Source organism: Halalkalibacter hemicellulosilyticusJCM 9152 (assembly GCF_000513115.1).
In the GTDB taxonomy this organism is placed as follows: Bacteria; Bacillota; Bacilli; order Bacillales; family Bacillaceae_D; genus Halalkalibacter; species Halalkalibacter hemicellulosilyticus.
The window spans coordinates 23,737-44,467 of sequence record NZ_BAUU01000027.1; the positions used below are offsets into that span (position 1 = coordinate 23,737).

Below are 20,731 nucleotides of genomic sequence, written 5' to 3' on the forward strand. Positions count from 1 at the left end.
CTTCTAACAATGCTTGTTTCCTACTTAAGGGGGTTTACATGTTACAGTTTTAATACATATCCTTTTCTCTAATCTTTTAAATAAGCAAGAAAAAATATAGAACTGGAAAAAGGAGCGAGAAATGATGAGGAAATATCTTTTACCTTTAAGTTTTATCGTTGTAATAGTCATTTCAATTGTAATTGTTGTTAATCCATTCCAAACAGCTACCTTAGAAGAGGACCCTATAAGTCAAAAATGGGATGATATTAACCAAGAGGAAGTACTGATGGAGGTTGGTAACGAATATGTAGAAGTAGTTGATTTACGAGAAGTGGAGCTCTATAAAGAGGGGCATATATCTGGAGCCATCAATATCCCCTATGAAGAGTTTCAAGACCGCTATAATGAATTAAATCAAGAAAAACGGATTATTCTTATTTGTCATACAGGAAGAATGGGGGTTGAAAGTGCCGATTTTCTTGTTGAAAAAGGATTTGATAAAGTAGCTAACTTCGGAGGTGGCATGGCTGTATGGGATGGACCTCTTTCAACAGAATAAAGTTCATTTCCTTTTTTAAAACAATAAAGAATTGTCTAGAACTAAAATGCTTATCCCTACTAGTTTGAGTGAAAAGTAAGTAGGGAAGCTTTATCTTATAATTCCGTAACGATTATAGTAGCTGTCATTCCAGCTGCTTCATGTCCAGGTATGGTACAAATGGCTTCATACGTACCGGATTTTGGAAAAACAACTGACATACTTTCAGAAGTACCAGGCATCGCATGAAGATGAAAATCCAATCCTTTAATCTCAAAATCATGTTGCTCTATTCCGTTATTAACTAGAGTTAGTGTTACCTCCTCACCAGGTAACACTTGAACTTGATCTGGACCAAACTGATATTCATTCGCATCCATTATTATTTCTTGATTATTTACATGATCGGCATGATGGTTTGTGCTGTTATTAAATTCAAAAGTAAAGTAGTGAAAGCTGAGAATAAACAAACAAACAAGAGTAAAGTATGGAAGTGGGTGTGAAATCAATGAATTATTGTTTGATTCCTTATTAATTTCATAAACTAAAAGTAAATAAATTAGAAAGAAAATCCCAACAGTCCAAAGACTCATTATGTTTAAAAGTTGGTTATAATGTTCAGAGGAAATCATAACACCTAACATCGTTCCCATCATTCCCCCCATTACTCCAGAAATGAGTCCATCAATAATCGCGATCAAGGAGTAAGGAAATCCTGCTATTACACCAACGAACCCGCCAATTAACATGCTTAGAACAGTAATTTCAAAAAACAAGTCAGGAAATAAAACTGCAGAGAACGTACCTATACTTAATCCGGTAATCATTCCAAGAGTCATTGAAACAACCATCCCAATCATATTGCTTAGTTTTTCTTTAAATAGATAGGAAAGACATATTAACCAAGTTAATAAAAGTATAAAAACAATACCGAGCACGACTGGTTGAAGCAATTTATTCTCTCCCTTCATGTTCATACTTTTAGTTTATTAGTTTAAAAGATTAAATATGTACAAGGGTTACTATTTCTTTAAATGTTCACACATCGGGAGAAAGTGGATACAAATAAATTACTAGGTAAGGTGAAAGTACGTGAGGTGAGACAACTGAAAAGAAACATTCCTATGGTGATTATAATAATTAGCTTTATTTTTTCTTTTTATATGGTTAGTTCAATTAATGAAAAAAAAGAAAATATAAACGAACTTGAAGATATTTATGAAGTCATAACAAAAAATAATATGACGTTACATTCCTGGTCAGCTTATTCAAGGGAGGAACTATATGTAATGAATGTAACTGAAGTGATTGAACTAATTGATGACACACAAAAAAATAAAACAGACTTTGTATGGAGCACGGAAAAAATTGAAAATGACCATCACAATAAAGTAGTTGGTACAAAAAATAACCAAAGCTTAGATGAACGTATCGTGATTACATCTTATGAAGATAGAAATAAGTATAAAGTGAATATTACTTATCAGGTTGTTGGAGATGAGTGGAATTCTGACATTATGAATGAAATATCATCAAACATTAAAGGCAGTTCCATCTTTTATATGATTCAAGGAAGTATTGAAGATAATAATAAGAACTTACAGGACTTAGCTCAAGATTTAGTACGTGACTTTTCTGGAGAGGTTAAAGAAGGGGTTGAAGAGGATCAATTCATATCGGTTTCTGCGTATAACCCTAGGTGGGATTTAAGTCTACCCTTAAATCAGAATGATAAAATGAATTTACAAATAGGGGTTAGGAGTGTTCCATACTCAGATAATGTTGATGTGACAATAGGAACACCTATTATTACGGTTGAACATTAGCTTCCTTGAATTTTCAAATTATTTAAAGGGTTTGATTGTAAGATTGCGCGAAGGTTCAGTTGTATTACTTAATTCATTATAGAATAATTTAGGGGGAGTATAAATGATCGTGTTCCACTTAAAAAACTTGTTGCTGGATAAGGAGATTTCTTTTGAAGATATTGCAAAAGATACAAAAATTCCACTGGAGGAAATTTTGTATCTTTGTTCTAAACATGCAAATAAAATAAATTTTAATACTTTGAACACTCTGTGTCACTATTTGTCAGTAACAACAAATGAACTTTTATCGTACGAGTTTCTAAGAATCGATCAAAATACATTAAACCAAAAAAGTGAAAAATTATATGGAATAAGTGCAGAAGCAGAAAATCTTAGCTCGGAAATTCTCATTAAAATATCTAATGAATCCAATCAACTTATAATAGACATTCCTAACGAGCTATACGAGCGAGTTTCTGCTTTTTCACCAAATAATATTTCTAATTTGATAGTGGAAAAAGTGATACCACTACTAAAGAAAAGATCAATTAATTTTGATGAATTTATTATAATCTCAACAGGGGCTCATAAAATTAATCATTTTTATTTAAGACGATGTTAACTATACTTAAGTAAATTCTCTCCTGCTTTCTGTTTTTTACGTACTTTTTGAGGGGGAACCAATATTGTTATTGAAGGTCCCAAAATTATAGGGGCCTTCAATAACAGGATTATAGTCATGTCATTTCAGTAATTTTTTCATTTGGTTACGTTTGTCAAAAATCAAGTAGAACTAGAGTAATTACTATACTCTAAGAAATAATGCTAAGTAAAATTAGTTATTCACCTTCTCAGCGGAGTTCCAGTAATAATCACTAATAATTTCTGCTAATGCCTCAGTTGTCCGGTAACTTTCCTCTAATGTATTATCTACACCGCCCATTTCAATAAGGATGGAGTTTTCTGAAAGATCCTGATTATATCTACCGTTAATCCCAGTCCCGTCCTTTACAAGTACCCCTCTGCTTAACCCTGGATATTGTTTTTCGAGTAAATAGTGCAAGTCCTCAGCTAGTTTTTGATTCTTCTCATAGTTAGGGTTATTTTTTCCTATAACAAAATAAGTTCGCGCATATTCTATCCCGTTTATTGTAACAGTTGTTATATCCCTGCGTAATGCATCACGATGAATTTCAAAGAAAAATTCCAAGTCTTGATTGTCTTCCATTGCTGTTTTTATAAGGTCTCTTGACGCTTCATAGGACTGAGGATAGCTCCAGCTACGTTCGCTTAACATACCACTAATATCAGTTTTGTCGACTTCTGTTCCAATTCCTCTTTTTTCTAATTCTTTTCCTAATCTCTCGCCTACTAAAGTAACATTTAGCTCTGCATGCCAAGCATCGTCCGGTTCAGATGCGTTTTTTAATTCAGGCAGGAATGATTCCCGACTATGTGAATGGATAATATGAACGATTTTATTCTGTGTTGATTGCGATTCGGCGCTCATATCATTACGTTCATCAGAAGTTTCTTCGTTCATATTTGCCAAATTCTCAGAAGCGGCCTCTCTTTCAGCAAGAATGACATCCAAAGGGGGCGCTGATTCAGAAGTAGGCATATTTGTAAAATCAGATCCTTCTCCAGCGACAACAATCGTTCCATCATAAAAAGAAAACCCAGGAAGTTCTCTTCCTAAAAAAGTTCTAGGATCATCAAAATTTATATTAGTTATTAATTCAAATGCAAATTTCCCTATTGAAGGATTTTGACTTTCAGCTGGCAAAACTTCTGAAAAATAATGATTCTCTATGCTCATAAAATAAAAGAGTGATTCAACGGAGATGTCATAAGTTGTTCGTTTTAATGCGTCACTTGTTAGCGATGTTTGCAAGGTCGTTAATGCTCCAATAATTATAAAGATGGAAATCATACTTAAAATCAACATAATTATCATATTTTGTATGGGTGCAGTACTATGAGTTTTGCTAGATTTCAAAAGCGACCTCTCCTTTCACTCGTTAATAGATATGACCATAAGTTAAATATTAGAAGAATCAAATTCTACAAAACTCTATTAATTTAAGTGAGATTTTTTATTAATAATAGAAAAAGAGGCAAGAGAATAGTTCATTATAAAGTGGTAATGGAATGAAAATGAATCTTCTTTGACTAAAAGTTCATTGTTTTTACATACTTTTAAGTTAGTATGACATTAGGAAGTTTATATTAAAAATTTAGGTGAAGAGGCAGTATGTTTAAGAAATAGATTAAGCATGAGGTGAGATCAATGAAAAAAATACTTATAGTTGATGATGAAAAACAAATGCAATCATTGCTCTGTGTATGTATTGGTTCTAGTGAATTTGAGTTAACGAGCGCGGGTTCTGGAAAAGAAGCACTTGAATTAATAAAAGAGCAACAGTTTGATTTAATGTTACTTGATATTATGATGCCAGAAATGAATGGCTTTCAAGTATTAAAGGAATTAACAGAGAAAGAATTATTAGTGCCTACTATTATTATTTCAGCTATTGGTGAAACAGATCAGGTGGTAGAGGGGTTAAACCTTGGGGCATCTGATTATATTACGAAGCCGTTTGAACCGAAAGAACTAGTGGCCAGAGTTAATTCTGTACTTCGACGTGTAGAACCTTTACAACAGGTAGAAAAAAGGAAGGGGATGTTTGGAATTACTATAGATCATTCGCAGCAAATGGTTTTCTACAATCAGAAAGGGATTCCACTGACGAAAAAAGAGTATCAACTTTTTAGTACCCTTCTATCCAACCCTGGACGTGTTTATACAAGGGAACAACTCTTTTACCTTGTATGGGATGAGGCAGATGATCGTGATTTCCGAAATATTGATACCCATATTAAAAACATCCGTGACAAATTAAAAAAAGCCGGGCTTGACAACACTGTCGTGGAGACAGTATGGGGGATTGGTTATAAAGTTCCTCAGCATGAGGGATTGAGTACATGAAATTGTCGACTAAAGTGAGCTTGCTTGTTCTTTTGTCCGTGGTATTGATCATAGTCATGATGGGTTTCTCCTTTTACACCCTTTCGAAATCATTTTACAAAAATCAACTCCAGGGGGAAATTGAGCATAGACTTGACGCACACCGCGAAGTAGTAGAACTGCATATGGTGCCAGAAACGCTAGAACATGTGATGATTATGGAAAAAAGAAACCAAGATAATACATTTATTATTTTTGATGCGAATTTTAATGTTCAAAATAGTACCCAACAAGTTTCAAAGGAAATGATTGATCGATATCAAAGTTGGATTGTTAGTCTTTCTAAACGATCGAATGAAAAAACAGAATTTGTTAACACGATGACCGAACATATTCCCCATATTTGGTCATACGAACCGTTTAAAATCAACGGAGAGTTGGCAGGGTATCTATTTATTGACCAAGATACTGGTAGCTTTGAAGAAGCTAGATTAACTCTTTTAGGTATTACAATGTCAATGGGATTGATTACACTTTTATTTTCGGGTATGTTTACAATTTTCTTATCAAAAAAGATTACTCTTCCAATTACGAATGCACGGGATTTGACAAAGCAAATAGCAAAAGGGAACTTTGATGTCCAACTTTCTAGTAAAGGAAATGACGAAATAGACGATTTATTAAGGCATATTTCTACTATGGCAATACAACTTAAAGAATATAGGGATACAAGACAACAATTTCTAACCAACGTCTCCCATGACATCAGAACACCACTAACATATATTAAAGGCTATGCTGCATTGTTAAAAGATCAGAAGGTGGAAGCAGACCTTGTTCATGATCAGGCAACAATCATTCACCAGGAAGCTGTGCGAATGGAAAGTTTAGTAAAGAACCTTTTTCAATTAATGAAGCTAGAGGAAGGTAAAATCCAGTTGAATATTCAGGAAATCGATCTTGTAGATTTCATTCAAGAAGTTAAAAAGAAAGTAACATTAGCTACTGATGATAAGAAAATAGACATACTCTTTTCGTACGCCCACCCAACTCTTCTTGCTAACATTGACCCAGATCAGTTTGAACGAGTCTTACTTAATCTTTTGAATAATAGTATTAGACACACAAACCTAAATGGGAAAATACAAGTTAGATTAGAGGAGAGATACAAAGAAATAATAATTGAAATTGAAGACAATGGCGAAGGAATTCCAGCTAAGGATCTTCCCTATATATGGGACCGTTTTTATCGAGTAGACAAATCGCGTTCCACGAAATACGGTGGTAGCGGATTAGGGTTAGCCATTACTAAGCAAATTATTGAACAGCATGGTGGAACAATACAAATCAAAAGTACAGTTAATGTAGGAACGGTCTTCACCATAAGATTGAACAATTCTTGATATATTGTTATCAAATATGGATGGACTTAACAACCAGCGAGCAGAATAAGTCCTTTTTTCATAAATAGAAATAGCCTCAAAAATTAAATTTTCTAAAGAAAGTATTAATCTTTTGTATTTCTTCATATTTCCATCAAATTCTTTTGTTACATTTTTTATGAAAGATCCTTAAAGTTCTGTAGGGAACCGAATTAATGAAAGGGGTTTGGAAAAATGGATTTAGTTACATTTCTTTTACTTGGTGTTCTTGTGCTCTTAATCCTGACTTGTGTTAAAGGCATGGGCAAGCACGGTGGAAGTTCTACCTGTTGTTCGCCTAAAAAAAACATAACTGCTAATCCAGTAAACAACGAAGAATCAGTTTCTGAATCGATCGAGTTACAAAAAATGCATTCACAAATAGAGAAAATAGAAAAGGATAATCAAAAACTATTGAAAGAAATGGAAGGATTACGAAAGGAGTTGTAACAATTGAACACATTTTTACTAGTATTTATTGCGATTAAAATCGTTTGTCTGTTCTTCTGTTGGAAAGCCGTCAAGATGGCTAAGCAGAGTACCCCTAATGGGACGCAAAAAAATAAGAATGAGAATTTAATTAACTCATCTGAAGATTGGCAGCGAGCACATAAACAAATGAGTAAGTTAATGGAAGAAAATAAAAAGTTGACTGCATCTTTAGAGGAACTAAAAAAGTCAAAGTCATCTTAAGGAAAATGCTCATGTTATAGAGTAATCATTGTAAAAGATTAATGTAATGTTGGTAATTGAAGAAAACAAATGACGCATGAAAGAATAATGGCATTGACTCCTATCAATTTGTTGTAGGAGTCTTTTGTTGTCTATAAACAAAGTTACTATAGATAATACCAAAATTTAAAAAACTTCATATTTTCTACATAATTGAACGATAGAATAATAGTTCTTGATCAGAGTAACAATACACGAAAAATAAAACGTAAGGGTCTATGGAGATCTATTAAAATTACGAGGGTTTAAATCATTATGAAGATAAATAGAGGAGGGGAAAATGGAAGATAGACTTATATATTACTTTCAAGAGTATGAACACTTTGCAATCTTAATTAGTATTGGAATTAGTATTATTGTTGCAGTATTAGGAGTTATTCCAAGTTTCTTTGTGACTGCAGCGAATCTTATCTTTTTCGGGTTCTGGATGGGGACAATTATTTCTTTTGTTGGAGAGGCGCTCGGAGCATCATAGCATTTTATTTGTATCGAAAAGGGTTAAAACAATTTTCTCAGAAGCCATTGGACAAGTACCCGAAATTAAAACGGTTAGTACATTTAAAAGGAAAAGATGCCTTTTATTTAATTTTATCCCTTCGCCTTCTTCCTTTTGTTCCTTCAGGTCTGGTTACTCTTGCTGGAGCCATTGGTAGTGTCTCATTTATCACTTTTGCTATTGCAAGCTCAGTAGGTAAAATACCTGCGCTTTTGATTGAAGCGTATTCGGTTTATCAGATTACTCAATTTGAGTGGCAAGGAAAAATGATCCTTAGCATTGCAGCGCTTTATTTAATTTTTGTTGTTTGGAAAAAAAGGAAGCAACCCACTTCTGTATGAATAAGCCACTTATTAAGAAAGTTTAAGATCTGAAATCTCGCTAAGTTGTAATTGCAGTAATAACACAGAAAGGATAGGTCATGTATTAAATGAGGTATTTTTACATTGCTGCACTAGCAGTGGTATTTGGAATCTTAATTGTAATTTATAAAGAAAATTCACTATTAACAGATTCTACAAAAGAAGAAAATAAAGAAATGTTATTAAGTGACTACTTATCAACAGACGACGGAAAAATGAAGAATAAGAACGATGATTTAGATAGTGCTCCAATAAAAAATAGTATTGATAAAGGCGAACAATCCCAAGAAGATTTTGATAAAGATAAACCATGGGAATCTTACACGGAAGAGCAATTAGATGATATTCTTTTATTAATAAATAAAGAGCGGGGCTTACCAAAAGACTATGTACCTTCGGATTTAGTTGAGCCAAATGTCCCCTTTCCGTTCATTGAGGATCTGCCTCAACGCTTAATACGACAGGAGGCAGCGGCAGCACTTGAAGATTTATTTAAAAAAGCCAATGATGAAAACTTAAATCTTTATGCTCAATCCGGGTATCGCTCTTATGAACGACAGGAGAGTATCTTTGCGTATTATGTTGAGAGAACCGGTGAAGAAAAGGCAAGTCGAGTAAGTGCGAATGCTGGGCATAGTGAGCACCAAACTGGTCTAGCCATGGATGTCACTAGTCCGGAAGTGAATTTTCAATTAGTCACCTCATTTGAAGATACACCTGAGGGGCAATGGATTAAGGAAAATGCTGCGCAGTTTGGTTTTATCATACGTTATCCAAAAGATAAAGAAAAAATTACAGGTTATCAATACGAGCCATGGCATCTTCGGTTTGTAGGCAAAGAGCCGGCCAAAATAATTCATGAACAAGGGTTAACGTTAGAAGAATACTTAGGATTTGAGTAAGCTTTGAAGAGTAGATTTTAATTAAAGTAAATACTAATATCTTTATTCTTAGCTCTCTTCTCCAGGGGGCTTATTTACGTTTTGGTATCATGATGATAATTAAATTTCGAACAAATTTCCTTTAATACTTCTGCCTTATGTAACTTGGTAATATTTACTAGGTTTTTGTAGAGTGGTCTATTAAATAATAAGGAAGAAGGGAGGAGATGTAAAATGACCACTTTGATTGATTCAACTATACAGCAACATCAGGCGTGTATTGATGCTTGCAACAAATGTATGCAAGCATGCGAAGAATGTTTATCATCATGTCTAAAAGAGCCTGATGTCCAAGCTAGAACTCACTGTATCAGTATGTTAAGAGACTGCGCAGATATTTGTTCAATGGCATCTCAGTGGATGTCACGTGGAAGTATGTTTGCAAAACAATTTTGTGAAATGTGTGCTATGATCTGCGAAGCCTGTGCTACTGACTGTGAGAAGTTCCAAGACGCTCATTGCCAGGAATGTGCTACTTACTGCCGCAAGTGTGCAGAAGAGTGCCGTAAAATGGTAGCTTAAAATCGAGCAAAAGCAGGTGACCAAGGTTGCCTGTTTTTGTTCAATACCTGTTAAAGAAGGGGTCAAATGATTATACAAGACATTAAAAAGTTAGATCGTACCATGCTGATTTTATTATTCGGAGTCTTGCTTTCCCATTTAGGAACATACTTAGTGATTCCTATGTTACCGATTATGTTAAAAATAGATGCAGCATTATCTCTAGCGCAAATAGGAATGATCTTAGCAATGAATGCCATATCATTTCAATTTGGGAGCTTACTCGGAGGATTTTTGGCAGATCGTATTGGCAGAAGGTTCATTATTGGGTTAGGAGCATGATTGGTGCAGTTGGATTAATCGGTTTTGGACTCTTTAATATATTTGGATTGTTACTTGTAGCCTCACTGATTACAGGTCTTGGCAATGGATTGAATGCTCCATCAACCAAGGCGGCCATTGCGGCACTGGCATCAGAAGAAACGCAAACGACAGCCTTTTCGATGCGTGGGATTGCAGCTAATATCGGAACAGCAGCTGCTGGCCTTATTATCTTCTTTGTTGTGACAGGATCCTCTAAGTTGATTTTTTGGATAGCGGGAGTTATTTATGTGGTACTCGCATTAAAGAGTTGGTTTTTCCTTCCGAAAAATTGCGGAGATGCAAATTGTCCCGTTATCCCATCGGGTGCTTATAAGGAAGTGTTTAAGAACAAACCTTTTATTATGTTTGGTGTAGTAAGTGTTGTGATTTGGGCTTTGTATGCTCAGTTAGCTTTAACGCTTCCACTACGGGCAACGGAGGTTTTGCCTGATCCAAGTAATGTGGCTTTGATTTGGACGATCAATAGTGGGATTGTCATTTTGGCTCAAAACGTGATGACAGGAAAAGTTATTCAGAGGTTACATCCGTTAACCGCACTTGCATTCGGGATGTTATTTATTGGGTTTGGAGTCGGTTCTCTTTACTTTGCTACATCGTTTTTTCACCTTGTTTTAAGTGGTGCCATCTTTGTTGTAGGTGAAATGCTTATCTTACCAACTATCGATAGTACAATTTCACAGTTATCGACAGCCGGATTGATCGGTCTCTTCTTTGGATTGGCGAATGTGATGTCAGGCTTAGGTGAAGCTGGTGGAAACTTTATTGGTGGTCAATTACTTCAAATCGGAACAGAAGTTAGTTATTTACCGTGGGTCGTGTATGGAGCAACAGGGGTAGCGTTATTCTTGGTTGTTCTATTACTCAAGAAATGGCAGCCACTTGAACAATTATTACAAAAGGCTACGACACAAGATGATAAGCCGAGACACGCACCAAGAGTTCAACCGTGACCTACGAAAAACCGCTCTCATCCGTTTAGTGGTTGGGAACAAGAAGTAATTTTTAGGAAAAAAAGTCATCCACAGAGATAGGAGAATCAAATGGAACAACATCAACATCATGAAATGCAACATCATATGCACATGGGCGCAGCCGAAAACGATATCATTACAACCATTACGTATCAGGACTCTATTTTGAATATTCATTTAGAAGATCGAGAAGGGAGCCCACTAGAGCTATTACAAACACATGAGAAATATATGCACCTGATCGTCGTCAGTGATGATTTGCAAGAGTTTTATCATTTACATCCTGAGCAAATTGATTTGTATACGTATGAAGTAACGCTCCCTCTTCGTGATCTTACATCTTATAAGGCTTTTGTTGATATAAATCCGAAAGGGAAACATTATCTAATTGAAGCGAATGCAATAGAGGGCAATATACTTAATCATACTCATTTCTGTCATAATGAAATGAATCTTATTCCTAACAAAGAAAAGATAAAGGAAATTAGTGGGAAGATCGTTGAAATGACTCACGGTCCATTGAAAATCGGAGAAGATGTTACACTTCATTTCGATCTCAAAGGTGAGAAACCTGAACCTTATCTAGGGGCTCTTGGACATGTAGTAATCATTGATGATGAAGTAAAGCAATTTATTCATGTGCATCCTAATTCAGATCATGAAACAGTATTTGTTGCTCAATTTATAGATAGCGGTTTTTACAAACTATGGGTTGAATTTAAATTTGCAGAACAAATAATTGCTTTTCCTTTTTGGATAGAAGTAAAGGAAAAGTAAATGCATGAAATATTTTATCACGCCAATCAGAGACTTGAATCTCAAAAATTCTTGTCTTTTTCTTTTTGCTTATAATTCTACAAAGGCTAGTGTAAATATAAAACGAATACTATACGATTGAAAAAACTACCAGAATGACTTTCTAAGCATAGAAATGGATGAGCTGACGTTTTAAAAAATATAATTGATAGAAGTCCACAAAAAAAACACAATTAAGAGGTACGCTAATATAGTAGTAAGGTCGCTAATTATAAATAATGAATATTAAATGAAGAATTGGAACTGGAGGCAGAAAAAGTGAGAATTAGATTCAAAAAAAGTTTTACAATGGCAGTTTTAGTATTGGTGATAACAAATGTATTAATAACTTCTCCCGTGTCAGTTAGTGCGAATCCAAATATAAATACAAACTCAGCTATCCTTGTAGATGCTACCTCTGGAAAGATCTTATTACAAAAAAATATAGATGAATTATTAAAAGTTGCTAGCATGTCAAAAATGATGAGTGAATATTTAGTTCTCGAGGCTATTAATAATGGGGCAATATCTTGGGAACAGGTCGTTCCTATAAGTGACCTCGTTCGTGAAATATCACATAATAATAATCTTTCCAACGTTTATTTACGGCAAGATGAAACATATACAGTTAAAGAACTTTATGAGTCAGTAGCTATATATTCAGCTAATGGTGCTACGATGGCATTAGCAGAGCTAATTGCTGGATCAGAAGAATCATTCGTTAACATGATGAATGATAAAGCAATGCAATTGGAATTAGGGGAGTATGGAGTTGATTATAAATTTGTTAACTCTACAGGTCTACCGAACCAATATCTTTTAGGAAAGCACCCAGAAGGAACGACAGAAAAGGATGAGAACGAATTAACGGTTAGGGCAACTGCGAAGTTAGCTTTTCATTTACTAAAAGATTATCCAGAAGTTCTAGAGACAGCTAGTATTGAAAGAAAAATCTTTAAAGAAGGAACAGAGGACTTTATCCAAATGGATAATTGGAATTGGATGCTCCCTGGTTTAGTTTATGGATACCCGGACGTAGATGGTTTGAAAACGGGATATACTGCTCAAGCTGGATATAGCTTTACTGGAACTGCTGAAAGAGATAACGTTCGATTAATTACAGTTGTAACAAAGACAAGCTCACTTGAAGAACGTTTTAGCGAGACTAAAAAACTATTAGACTATGGTTTTTCACAATTTTCAATAGAAGAACTTATCCCTAAAGGATATAGACCTGAGGGACAGGAAACCGTTGGAGTTTCGAAAGGGAAAGAACATGAAGTTGCTGTTATTACTGACGAAAGTCTAATAAGTTTCGTGCGTGTAGGAGAAAGAGACAATTATATTCCTGTAGTTACTTTTGACCAAGAACGTTTAAACGAGAATGGCGAGCTAATTGCTCCTGTAGAAAAAGGAGAGAAAATAGGAACGATATCGTTAGAGTATGTAGGAGAAAATGATTATGAATTTATAGATAGTAATTATATTGCCCAAGTAGATGTAATAACAAATGAAGCGATTGAAGAGGCAGGTTTCTTTAGCTTGGTTCTTCGTTCAGTAGGTGGATTTTTCTCAGAACTATGGGTAACTCTTTATAACGCAATTAAAGGTTGGTTCTAATCATCTGAGAGGTACATCTAAGTCTAGATGATACCTCTCTATTTCTTTCCTAGAAGGAGAGTGAAATAGAATGAAAGTATTATTATTTTTAGTAACACTACTTATCTTCAAAATTTTAATTTTCAGCCAAAATGATTGGTTTTTATATCTGAAAGCTGGTGAATGGATAGAATTAAAAAGACTAATCGGCAATGAATTAATAATTGTCTTATTAATAACCATGGGACTTATGATAATGCAAAATCTATTCTCATTTCTACCATTTTTAGTTCTCACCATGTTCAATATTTGGTTATTTGGTTTCTTTTATGGGTATCTTTGGAGTTTAGCCGGAAATATTATCGGGTCTGTGATTGTATTTTATATAGCGAGGTATTTTTCACAAGGGAAGATCTTTAAACACAATCATTTGAAAATAAAGAAAACGATTGAAGAGAATGGGTTCCTAGTTATTTTAGTGAGTCGCATTACACCTGTAATTCCGTCTAGTATTATAAATATTTCATGTGGAATGAGTAATATAAAAACCAAAGATTACGTACTTAGTACTATGTTTGGTCACGCTATCTTTGTATTTGTACTATCTATTTTATCTATTGGACTGATTTCATTTGAGGAACAATATATTGTATATCTATTCTTATTCCTTATTGTTGTAGGTATTACAGCGTTAAAAATAAAAAGAAAAGTCTCTTGGTTAAATGTTTAGTTACTAGGTAGAATAGTGTTTAAAAAACGATTTTGTGAATTTAGCTTACTTTTGAAGAGGCTACCCATTATAACAATCTAACTAAATGAATGCACAAATCGTCAATGGATTTGTGCATATAACCTGAAGAGGATCTTTTATGATTTTAAGTAGGGTTCCTGATAAATAACATGAAGGCCAGGGCTATTAAAGCAATAGAGGGTAAGAGGACTTCTTCCTGTTGTGCAAATATTTTACTATTACAGGTTGTCTATTGCTCAGTTCACTTTTGTTTAGTTAATTTCATTTTCTAACTCGATAAGAGAAAAAGACAGCAATGCTTATTAAAAGAAAGAGAACAATTCCTGCTATAAGCCAGCGATGAGGATCCGAGATAAAACAACTTCTTCTCCCGCAGTCCACTCTGTACGGTGACCAATCCTATCATCAGCTACAAAAAAATGAGCGTGATTCTCGTCTTAATGAAAATAGCCTGATCATCAAGTCCTCCAGTTTGTAACACGATACCATTTACAACATAAACGGTCACAGTTGTTCGTGTTGAAAAACGACTATCATCATATACAACCCGAATTTCTCCTGGTTCTAAAGGTTCTATTACTAACCTATGTGCATGAGTGGTGGAAGGATTCGTAATGAGTATAATTGTTAATAACAACAAACTTATAATAAACAATCTGTCCATGGCTACACACCTCAACCTTTGGAATCCTATAGGGAACGGGGAAAATTAGGACTGTGTCCCAGTCCTTTATATTCAGTTGGATTTTGCGGATCGGCAGTTGATTTGATAAGGTGAGCAGCATGATGTTCTAGGTCTTTAATATTTTTATTTTTCCTCATAGTCTCATCCTCGAATCATTTTGATTAAGTTCTAAGGAATAAGTACCAGGATCAAAATTATAAAGCGCAGGCCATTCATAAGGAAGATCGTCGTGATGATCAATTTCTGATTCTTCATTGGGAAGGGCATCAGTGTTTTTTGTTGCAGATGCTCGTGATCGTCCTCATTTTCGACTGCAAGCTCGTTTTCTTCAGTCTCGATCCTATGTATTCCCCTTCATTTGTTGATATTTCATCGTCCCTATCTGAACAAGCTGTTATGAACCCAAAGAGAGCTAAACCACCAATAGACAACATTACACTTTTTTTCACCGTTCTTCCCCCCCAATGTAAATTGAACTATTTAACTCAGAGATTGTTATAGATGATTTTAAAAGTTATGATGAATTGAAATTATGAATATTATCTTGAAAAAGCAGTATCATACACAGGTAATTAGGAAATTAGGTAAAGTGTTTTGATTTCTATAATTTAAAAAGGGGTCACCAGATAACAACTTTTCATTACAGATATTTATATAGAAACTATGAAGAAAGCAAGGCAATCTATTGAACAAAAATCATTTAATATTTGCTTTTGTGATTGGAATCACATTTGTCGAATAATCCTCCTTTTATACTTACATTTATAAAGAACTAGGAGGGAAATAGATGAATAGAAAAATTTGCTTTATACTCATGATTTTGACAATTTCACTTTTGCTTGCTGCTTGTGGACAGAACGCTGAAAGCGTGGTAAATAAAGAAGAAAATGCTAATGCAGAAAACAAGTTGAATGATGGTATGGAAGAGACAGAAAAAAAACAAGTGGACGTGGGGGAAGCGGATTTCGAAGAAGAGTACATTGTTGTAGTCGGAAATGAAAAGGATGGGACTATGTCTGTCATTTACTATCCAGAAGGAAGGCAAGAGCTTGTTTACCTTGATGGGGAAGCACATAATCTAGAAGTCAATGTCGAGTCTCAGTTAATTTGGGTAACTATTAATCCGCCACATGAGGATAATGAAGATGAGGAACATAGTCATAACCATGAAGATGATGGTAACGAAGAACAAGATAAGGTAAAACAAGAAATGATTGTAGCATATGATATAAACACGTTAGAAAAAGTGGAAGAACATCAGGTAGGGAGTCACCCAGCTCATGTAACGACTACAGAGAATGGTGAGATCGTTGTCGTAACAAATTCTGGTGATAATTCTGTCACGGTTATTAATAGAAAGACAGATGAAGTTGTTAATGTAGAAGTGGGAGAATATCCACATGGAGTAAGGATATCGCCCGATCAACAAAATGCTTATATAGCGAATATGCAAAGTGCTGATGTTAGCATTATTGACTTACAATTGAATGAAGAAGTTAATCGAGTTCATGTAGGAGAGGGTGCTGTTCAAACTGGATTTTCCCATGACGGAAAGTATGCCTTTGTTGGATTGCATGTTGATAACCAACTAGCTGTTATTAATACGTCAACGCAAGAAGTAATCAAACACATTGATGTCGGAGTAGGTCCGGTACAAATGTTTGCTAGTTACGACAATCAATATGTCGTTGTTGCAAATCAAGGAAGTGAAGAGAACCCATCAGACACGATCTCTATTATAGGACTTGATACATTAGAAGTTGAAAAGGAGGTTCCGTTAGGAAAAGGGGCACATGGTATTGTAATTTCTAAGGATAGTCAATATGCCTTTGTTACAAATATGTTTGAAGACACGGTTTCCGTTGTTGATTTAAAAACGTTAGAAGAAGTAAAACGATTAGATGTAGGGGAATACCCTAATGGTATTTCTATAAACTAGAGGAAAAGCCTTAAGAAGTTGTAGGTAAACTTTTTAAGGCTGGGGTATAACCAACATTTTGTCATAAAACCCACGTTAAGACAATAAATGGAAAACATAAGCTGATATCACCAACGCTAAGGAGATATCAGCATAATTTTTATATCTTTAAAGGTCGTAATTCATTTGATTTGGGTACCTTTTTCGAATCAAATAAATATTCTCCAAGTAAATTTATATGTTCCCAACCAATGGGGAAATGTGAGGTAATAACTCCTCTTTTAATAAGCCCTTTTCTTTTAATATCTTTGTAGCCTCTGTGAGATAAACGGTATTCCAAACTGTAGTAGCATTTATAAGAATATTTAAGGCACTAGCTCGTTGAAGTTGATCTTGCAATCCTCTTTCCCGTAACTCTCCACGTTTACCAAAAAATAAGGCTCTTGCCAATCCATTCATAGCTTCACCCTTATTTAATCCTCTTTGGATACGCCGGCGTAATGTTTCATTAGAAATATAGTCTAATATAAAGATTGTCTTTTCAATTCTACCCATCTCTCGCAATGCTGTTGCCATTTTATTTTGGCGAGAATAAGATCCTAACTTTCCTAAAATAAGTGAAGCCGATACTCTACCTTCCCGTATGGAATGTGCTAATCGTAAGACATCATCATAGTTATCTTGAATAATCTTAATGTTGATTTTTCCTCGTAGAATGCTGTCAATCTTTGAATAAACATTGGATTTATCCATGACATAAAGTTTAGAGTCAGATAGATCTCGCATTCTAGGAGCAAAGCGAAAACCTAATATATGGCTTAATCCAAAAACCTGATCGGTGTAACCAGCCGTATCCGTATAATGCTCTTCAATGGATAATTCTGATTCATGATGAAGCAATCCATCGATGACATGTACAGCATCCCTAGCGTTTGTGTTAATAACCTTTGTATAAAAAGAAGAAAATTGATCGCTGGTGAATCTATAGATAGTAGTTCCTTTCCCTGTTCCGTAGTGTGGGTTAGCATCAGCATGAAGAGAAGAGACGCCAACTTGTACACGCATGCCATCCGAAGATGAGGTACTCCCATTTCCCCAATATTTTGATAAAGAAAGATGATGTTGAAAATTTACTAAAGTAGCTTGAGCTTTACTCAAAGAATCCTCATGTAATCGCCATTGGGCTGCATTAGCTAACTGATGATAGGTGATTCCTGGTGTTGCTTCAGCCATTTTGGTAAGACCGATATTGGTTCCCATAGCCATAATCGTAGCCATTACAATAGACTTTTCTTCTCCCTTAGGTGGACGATTACTAGACGCATGAGCAAGGTGTTCATCGAATCCTGTCCAATTTGAAACTTCAATCAATAAATCAGTAAGTTTTACCCGTGGTAACATGTTATATAAAGTTTGGCTAAGAGATTTGGCATCTTCCGGTGTATCTTTCTCTAAACGGTCAAGTCGTATCCTTGACTTGTCAATACTTATTCCCTCAAGAGAATCTATGTTTTCCAATATATAATCTAATCTTTCATTTAAAGCAGTATTTCTCTCAATTATATATTCTTGAGCTGACATACCAACAGCTAATCTATTGCCTGTATTCTTAGTTTCATCCCAATTATCTTTAGTGACTAAGTATTCTTCAAAATCCTTATGTAACCTGCTTCCAGCAACCCATATATCTCCTGAACGGATATGGTTTTTTAATTCGGTTAATGCTGCTAATTCATAATACTTTCGATTAATATTTCCATCTTCATCATAGACATGTTTCTGCCATCTCTTTGGCACAAAATCCAATGGCGCGCTTCGGGAATATGGCGTTTCTTATTATTGTTAATTTCACGCAAGACATTTAGAGCGCGCAATAAAGGCTCAGAAGCCTGAGTCGTACGGAACTCCAATTTACTGAGAAGTACCGGTGTATACTTTCTAAGGTAACTAAACCGGGTGACCAACAAATCTAAGTAATCGTAGTCCATAGGACGAGCTAAACGTGTTGCTTCTTCTATAGAATCAACAATCCTTTCCCAAGGCATTATTTTCTCTAATACTTCAAATGGATCTAGCTCTTCATTTCGTGCTTTTACTAAAGCTTCACCAATATCCGCAAAGTGCAGTACTTTTTCATTGATAGATTTTCCATTTTGCTTTTGCAGTTCTTCTTGTGCTTTTCTACCCTTTGACTGTAAGATCATAATTTGGCGGTCATGAATTTCGATAGCTTGATCGATTAGATCTTGACTAAGAGTTAAAAGGTGAGCTACAAGAATAGCGTACCTTTTATTCTCATTAAACCTCCGAAAGGAATGAGGTTCATATCGGGCGCCTAGCTAGCAAGCTGAAGCAGCCTATTCGAGTGAATATTTTCGGACTCTGTTGAAAGATTTAATAAACGAACATATTCTAATCTCTCAATTACTTTTAAAAAAGCATCTGGTGATGACTGACCTGGTATTTCCCTTAGCCATCCAAGCTTAGTTTTGGATTTATCGGAAGGGGTATCAATTAATTTCTCCAATTGTTGTTTTTGCCATGGAGATAACGGTTTATAGAGTGAATTATATACTTTCTCCTCTGCCCTTCGCCTTGTTTCCCATACTAATCTTTCAATCGTTGTCATAGCAGGCAGAATGATTTTTCGCTTTCGCATTTCTTCTAAAGTCATCCCTATTAGGAACAGTGCATTTGAATTTTCAATTGCATGGGGGAGTAATGCCTGTGAAATAATCCGATATGACTGTGCTGAAAAATTAGAAAAACCATAATACTTTCGTATTTCCTCCATATGTTCATGTTTCGTTTGCTCTCGTTCAGAATATAGCTTAAATTCACTTGCATCTACTTGTAACTGATTAGCAACATAGTTTATCACCTTATCAGGAACATTCTTGATATCTGAAAGAGACCAACCAGGGTAACGAAAAAGACAAATTTGAATAGCGAATCCCAATCGATTATGATCTCTTCTTCTACGTCTTATTACCTCAATATCATCTTGTGTAAGGGTATAGTAATACGCTAATTCCCAATTACTTAAAGTAGACGGGATTAACAAAAAATCCTTTCTTTGATCAGGTGTAAGTAGTTCTCTTGCTCTTAGATACACAGGAAAATCCCCCTAATCCAACCCGAAGGTTTAATTTTTTTCTAAAGCTCGATACAACACTGATTTACTAACACCCGTCATATCCGTAATTTCTTTGATGCTATATTGTTTAGATGAATGTAGTTTTAAAGCACGTTCCACCAACTTGGGGTCTTTGGAAGGTCTCCCCCCATTTCGGCCTCTCATTCTTGCAGATTGTAATCCTGATTTTGTACGCTCACTGATAATATCTCGTTCTAGTTCAGCAATACTCGCCATTGTTCGGAAGAAAAAACGTCCCATAGCTGTTGATGTATCAATATTATCCTGTATGGAAATAAAATTGACCTCTTTTTCTTCAAAGGTTTCAACCAATTCAATTAGATGTTTTGTAGACCTTGAGATACGATCCAACTTATAAACGACCACAGAATCACCTTTACTTATAGCCTTTAGGAGTTGTTCTAATTCTGGACGTTCTTTTCTCGTTCCAGTTATTTTCTCTTTGTAAATAACAGCTGCGCCTGCTTTTTCTAAAACATCAATTTGAAGATCTAAAATTTGATCTTGAGTAGAAACACGAGCATATCCAAAAACTTTTCCCATTAAATTCCCTCCCCAAGAATAATTGTTCCCTAATTCGGATTATAAGTCAATTTTAGGGAAGATGAATACGGGAAGGGTTTAGGGATTAGAAAACGCCAAAAATCATGTGTACTATAGATAGGTAAAGTTTTTCCCTTAAACGTTCGTTAATGGGAATTACTATTAGAAAAATCATTTTA

At 35.0% G+C, this 20,731-nt stretch carries 20 protein-coding genes and 2 pseudogenes; 16 read left to right on the forward strand and 6 right to left on the reverse strand.

All coding sequences use genetic code 11. The features are described 5' to 3' along the window. Nucleotides 1–124: 124 nt before the first annotated feature. On the forward strand, nucleotides 125–541 hold the full coding sequence (locus JCM9152_RS15975; RefSeq protein ID WP_003322347.1) for a rhodanese-like domain-containing protein: 417 nt from the start codon (nucleotides 125–127) through the stop codon (nucleotides 539–541). 95 nt (nucleotides 542–636) lie between these two features. Here the strand turns inward: JCM9152_RS15975 and JCM9152_RS15980 are convergent, their stop codons facing one another. After that, a complete protein-coding gene (locus JCM9152_RS15980) occupies nucleotides 637–1,473 on the reverse strand; it encodes a cupredoxin domain-containing protein (RefSeq protein WP_034633256.1) in 837 nt (278 codons plus the stop codon). 102 nt (nucleotides 1,474–1,575) lie between these two features. Between JCM9152_RS15980 and JCM9152_RS15985 the strand changes: the two genes are divergently transcribed. Further along, entirely contained in the window at nucleotides 1,576–2,346 is a 771-nt protein-coding gene (locus JCM9152_RS15985) for a YwmB family TATA-box binding protein (RefSeq protein ID WP_034633254.1), read from the forward strand. A gap of 103 nt (nucleotides 2,347–2,449) precedes the next feature. Then, on the forward strand, nucleotides 2,450–2,950 hold the full coding sequence (locus tag JCM9152_RS15990) for a helix-turn-helix domain-containing protein (RefSeq protein ID WP_034750428.1): 501 nt from the start codon (nucleotides 2,450–2,452) through the stop codon (nucleotides 2,948–2,950). A 213-nt stretch (nucleotides 2,951–3,163) separates the two neighbouring features. Here JCM9152_RS15990 and spoIIP read toward each other — a convergent pair whose 3' ends face one another. After that, a complete protein-coding gene (gene spoIIP, locus JCM9152_RS15995; protein WP_034633249.1) occupies nucleotides 3,164–4,327 on the reverse strand; it encodes a stage II sporulation protein P in 1,164 nt (387 codons plus the stop codon). 291 nt (nucleotides 4,328–4,618) lie between these two features. Here spoIIP and JCM9152_RS16000 point away from each other — a divergent pair, with 291 nt between their 5' ends. The 12 genes and pseudogenes from JCM9152_RS16000 (at nucleotide 4,619) to JCM9152_RS16050 (ending at nucleotide 14,228) form a co-directional block, all read left to right on the forward strand. After that, the gene (locus JCM9152_RS16000; protein WP_034633248.1) at nucleotides 4,619–5,317 is read left to right on the forward strand and encodes a response regulator transcription factor; all 699 of its coding nucleotides are present in this window, start codon (nucleotides 4,619–4,621) and stop codon (nucleotides 5,315–5,317) included. Continuing rightward, on the forward strand, nucleotides 5,314–6,699 hold the full coding sequence (locus tag JCM9152_RS16005; protein WP_003322331.1) for a sensor histidine kinase: 1,386 nt from the start codon (nucleotides 5,314–5,316) through the stop codon (nucleotides 6,697–6,699). Before JCM9152_RS16000 ends, JCM9152_RS16005 begins: the two co-directional genes overlap by 4 nt. A 213-nt stretch (nucleotides 6,700–6,912) precedes the next feature. Beyond that, nucleotides 6,913–7,167 (forward strand): hypothetical protein, encoded by a 255-nt coding sequence (locus tag JCM9152_RS16010; RefSeq protein ID WP_003322329.1) that lies wholly within the window; start codon nucleotides 6,913–6,915, stop codon nucleotides 7,165–7,167. 3 nt (nucleotides 7,168–7,170) lie between these two features. Further along, a complete protein-coding gene (locus JCM9152_RS16015) occupies nucleotides 7,171–7,410 on the forward strand; it encodes a hypothetical protein (RefSeq protein WP_003322328.1) in 240 nt (79 codons plus the stop codon). Nucleotides 7,411–7,729: 319 nt separating this feature from the next. Continuing rightward, nucleotides 7,730–8,286, forward strand: a pseudogene (locus JCM9152_RS16020) (TVP38/TMEM64 family protein). An 89-nt stretch (nucleotides 8,287–8,375) separates the two neighbouring features. Then, on the forward strand, nucleotides 8,376–9,209 hold the full coding sequence (locus JCM9152_RS16025) for a M15 family metallopeptidase (protein ID WP_003322325.1): 834 nt from the start codon (nucleotides 8,376–8,378) through the stop codon (nucleotides 9,207–9,209). Between the two features lie 213 nt (nucleotides 9,210–9,422). After that, nucleotides 9,423–9,770, forward strand: a complete 348-nt coding sequence (locus JCM9152_RS16030) for a four-helix bundle copper-binding protein (protein WP_003322324.1) — start codon at nucleotides 9,423–9,425, stop codon at nucleotides 9,768–9,770. 66 nt (nucleotides 9,771–9,836) lie between these two features. Further along, on the forward strand, nucleotides 9,837–10,091 hold the full coding sequence (locus JCM9152_RS23775) for an MFS transporter (RefSeq protein ID WP_268870596.1): 255 nt from the start codon (nucleotides 9,837–9,839) through the stop codon (nucleotides 10,089–10,091). Next, entirely contained in the window at nucleotides 10,088–11,083 is a 996-nt protein-coding gene (locus tag JCM9152_RS16035) for an MFS transporter (protein WP_268870598.1), read from the forward strand. The genes JCM9152_RS23775 and JCM9152_RS16035 overlap by 4 nt, the downstream gene beginning before the upstream one ends. Before the next feature lie 90 nt (nucleotides 11,084–11,173). Beyond that, nucleotides 11,174–11,881 (forward strand): DUF8832 domain-containing protein, encoded by a 708-nt coding sequence (locus tag JCM9152_RS16040; RefSeq protein ID WP_003322322.1) that lies wholly within the window; start codon nucleotides 11,174–11,176, stop codon nucleotides 11,879–11,881. Nucleotides 11,882–12,178: 297 nt separating this feature from the next. Beyond that, entirely contained in the window at nucleotides 12,179–13,519 is a 1,341-nt protein-coding gene (locus JCM9152_RS16045; protein ID WP_003322321.1) for a D-alanyl-D-alanine carboxypeptidase family protein, read from the forward strand. 70 nt (nucleotides 13,520–13,589) lie between these two features. After that, a complete protein-coding gene (locus JCM9152_RS16050) occupies nucleotides 13,590–14,228 on the forward strand; it encodes a TVP38/TMEM64 family protein (RefSeq protein WP_003322320.1) in 639 nt (212 codons plus the stop codon). A gap of 430 nt (nucleotides 14,229–14,658) precedes the next feature. Here the strand turns inward: JCM9152_RS16050 and JCM9152_RS16055 are convergent, their stop codons facing one another. Beyond that, a complete protein-coding gene (locus JCM9152_RS16055; protein WP_034750434.1) occupies nucleotides 14,659–14,913 on the reverse strand; it encodes a hypothetical protein in 255 nt (84 codons plus the stop codon). Nucleotides 14,914–15,200: 287 nt separating this feature from the next. Beyond that, nucleotides 15,201–15,383: a hypothetical protein gene (locus JCM9152_RS16060; protein WP_003322316.1), complete on the reverse strand. Its 183-nt coding sequence runs from the start codon at nucleotides 15,381–15,383 to the stop codon at nucleotides 15,201–15,203. Between the two features lie 338 nt (nucleotides 15,384–15,721). Between JCM9152_RS16060 and JCM9152_RS16065 the strand changes: the two genes are divergently transcribed. Further along, entirely contained in the window at nucleotides 15,722–16,873 is a 1,152-nt protein-coding gene (locus JCM9152_RS16065; RefSeq protein WP_003322315.1) for a YncE family protein, read from the forward strand. 139 nt (nucleotides 16,874–17,012) lie between these two features. Here JCM9152_RS16065 and JCM9152_RS16070 read toward each other — a convergent pair. Continuing rightward, nucleotides 17,013–19,967, reverse strand: a pseudogene (locus tag JCM9152_RS16070) (Tn3 family transposase). Nucleotides 19,968–19,997: 30 nt separating this feature from the next. Next, nucleotides 19,998–20,552: a recombinase family protein gene (locus JCM9152_RS16075; RefSeq protein WP_003322302.1), complete on the reverse strand. Its 555-nt coding sequence runs from the start codon at nucleotides 20,550–20,552 to the stop codon at nucleotides 19,998–20,000. Nucleotides 20,553–20,731: the final 179 nt, after the last annotated feature.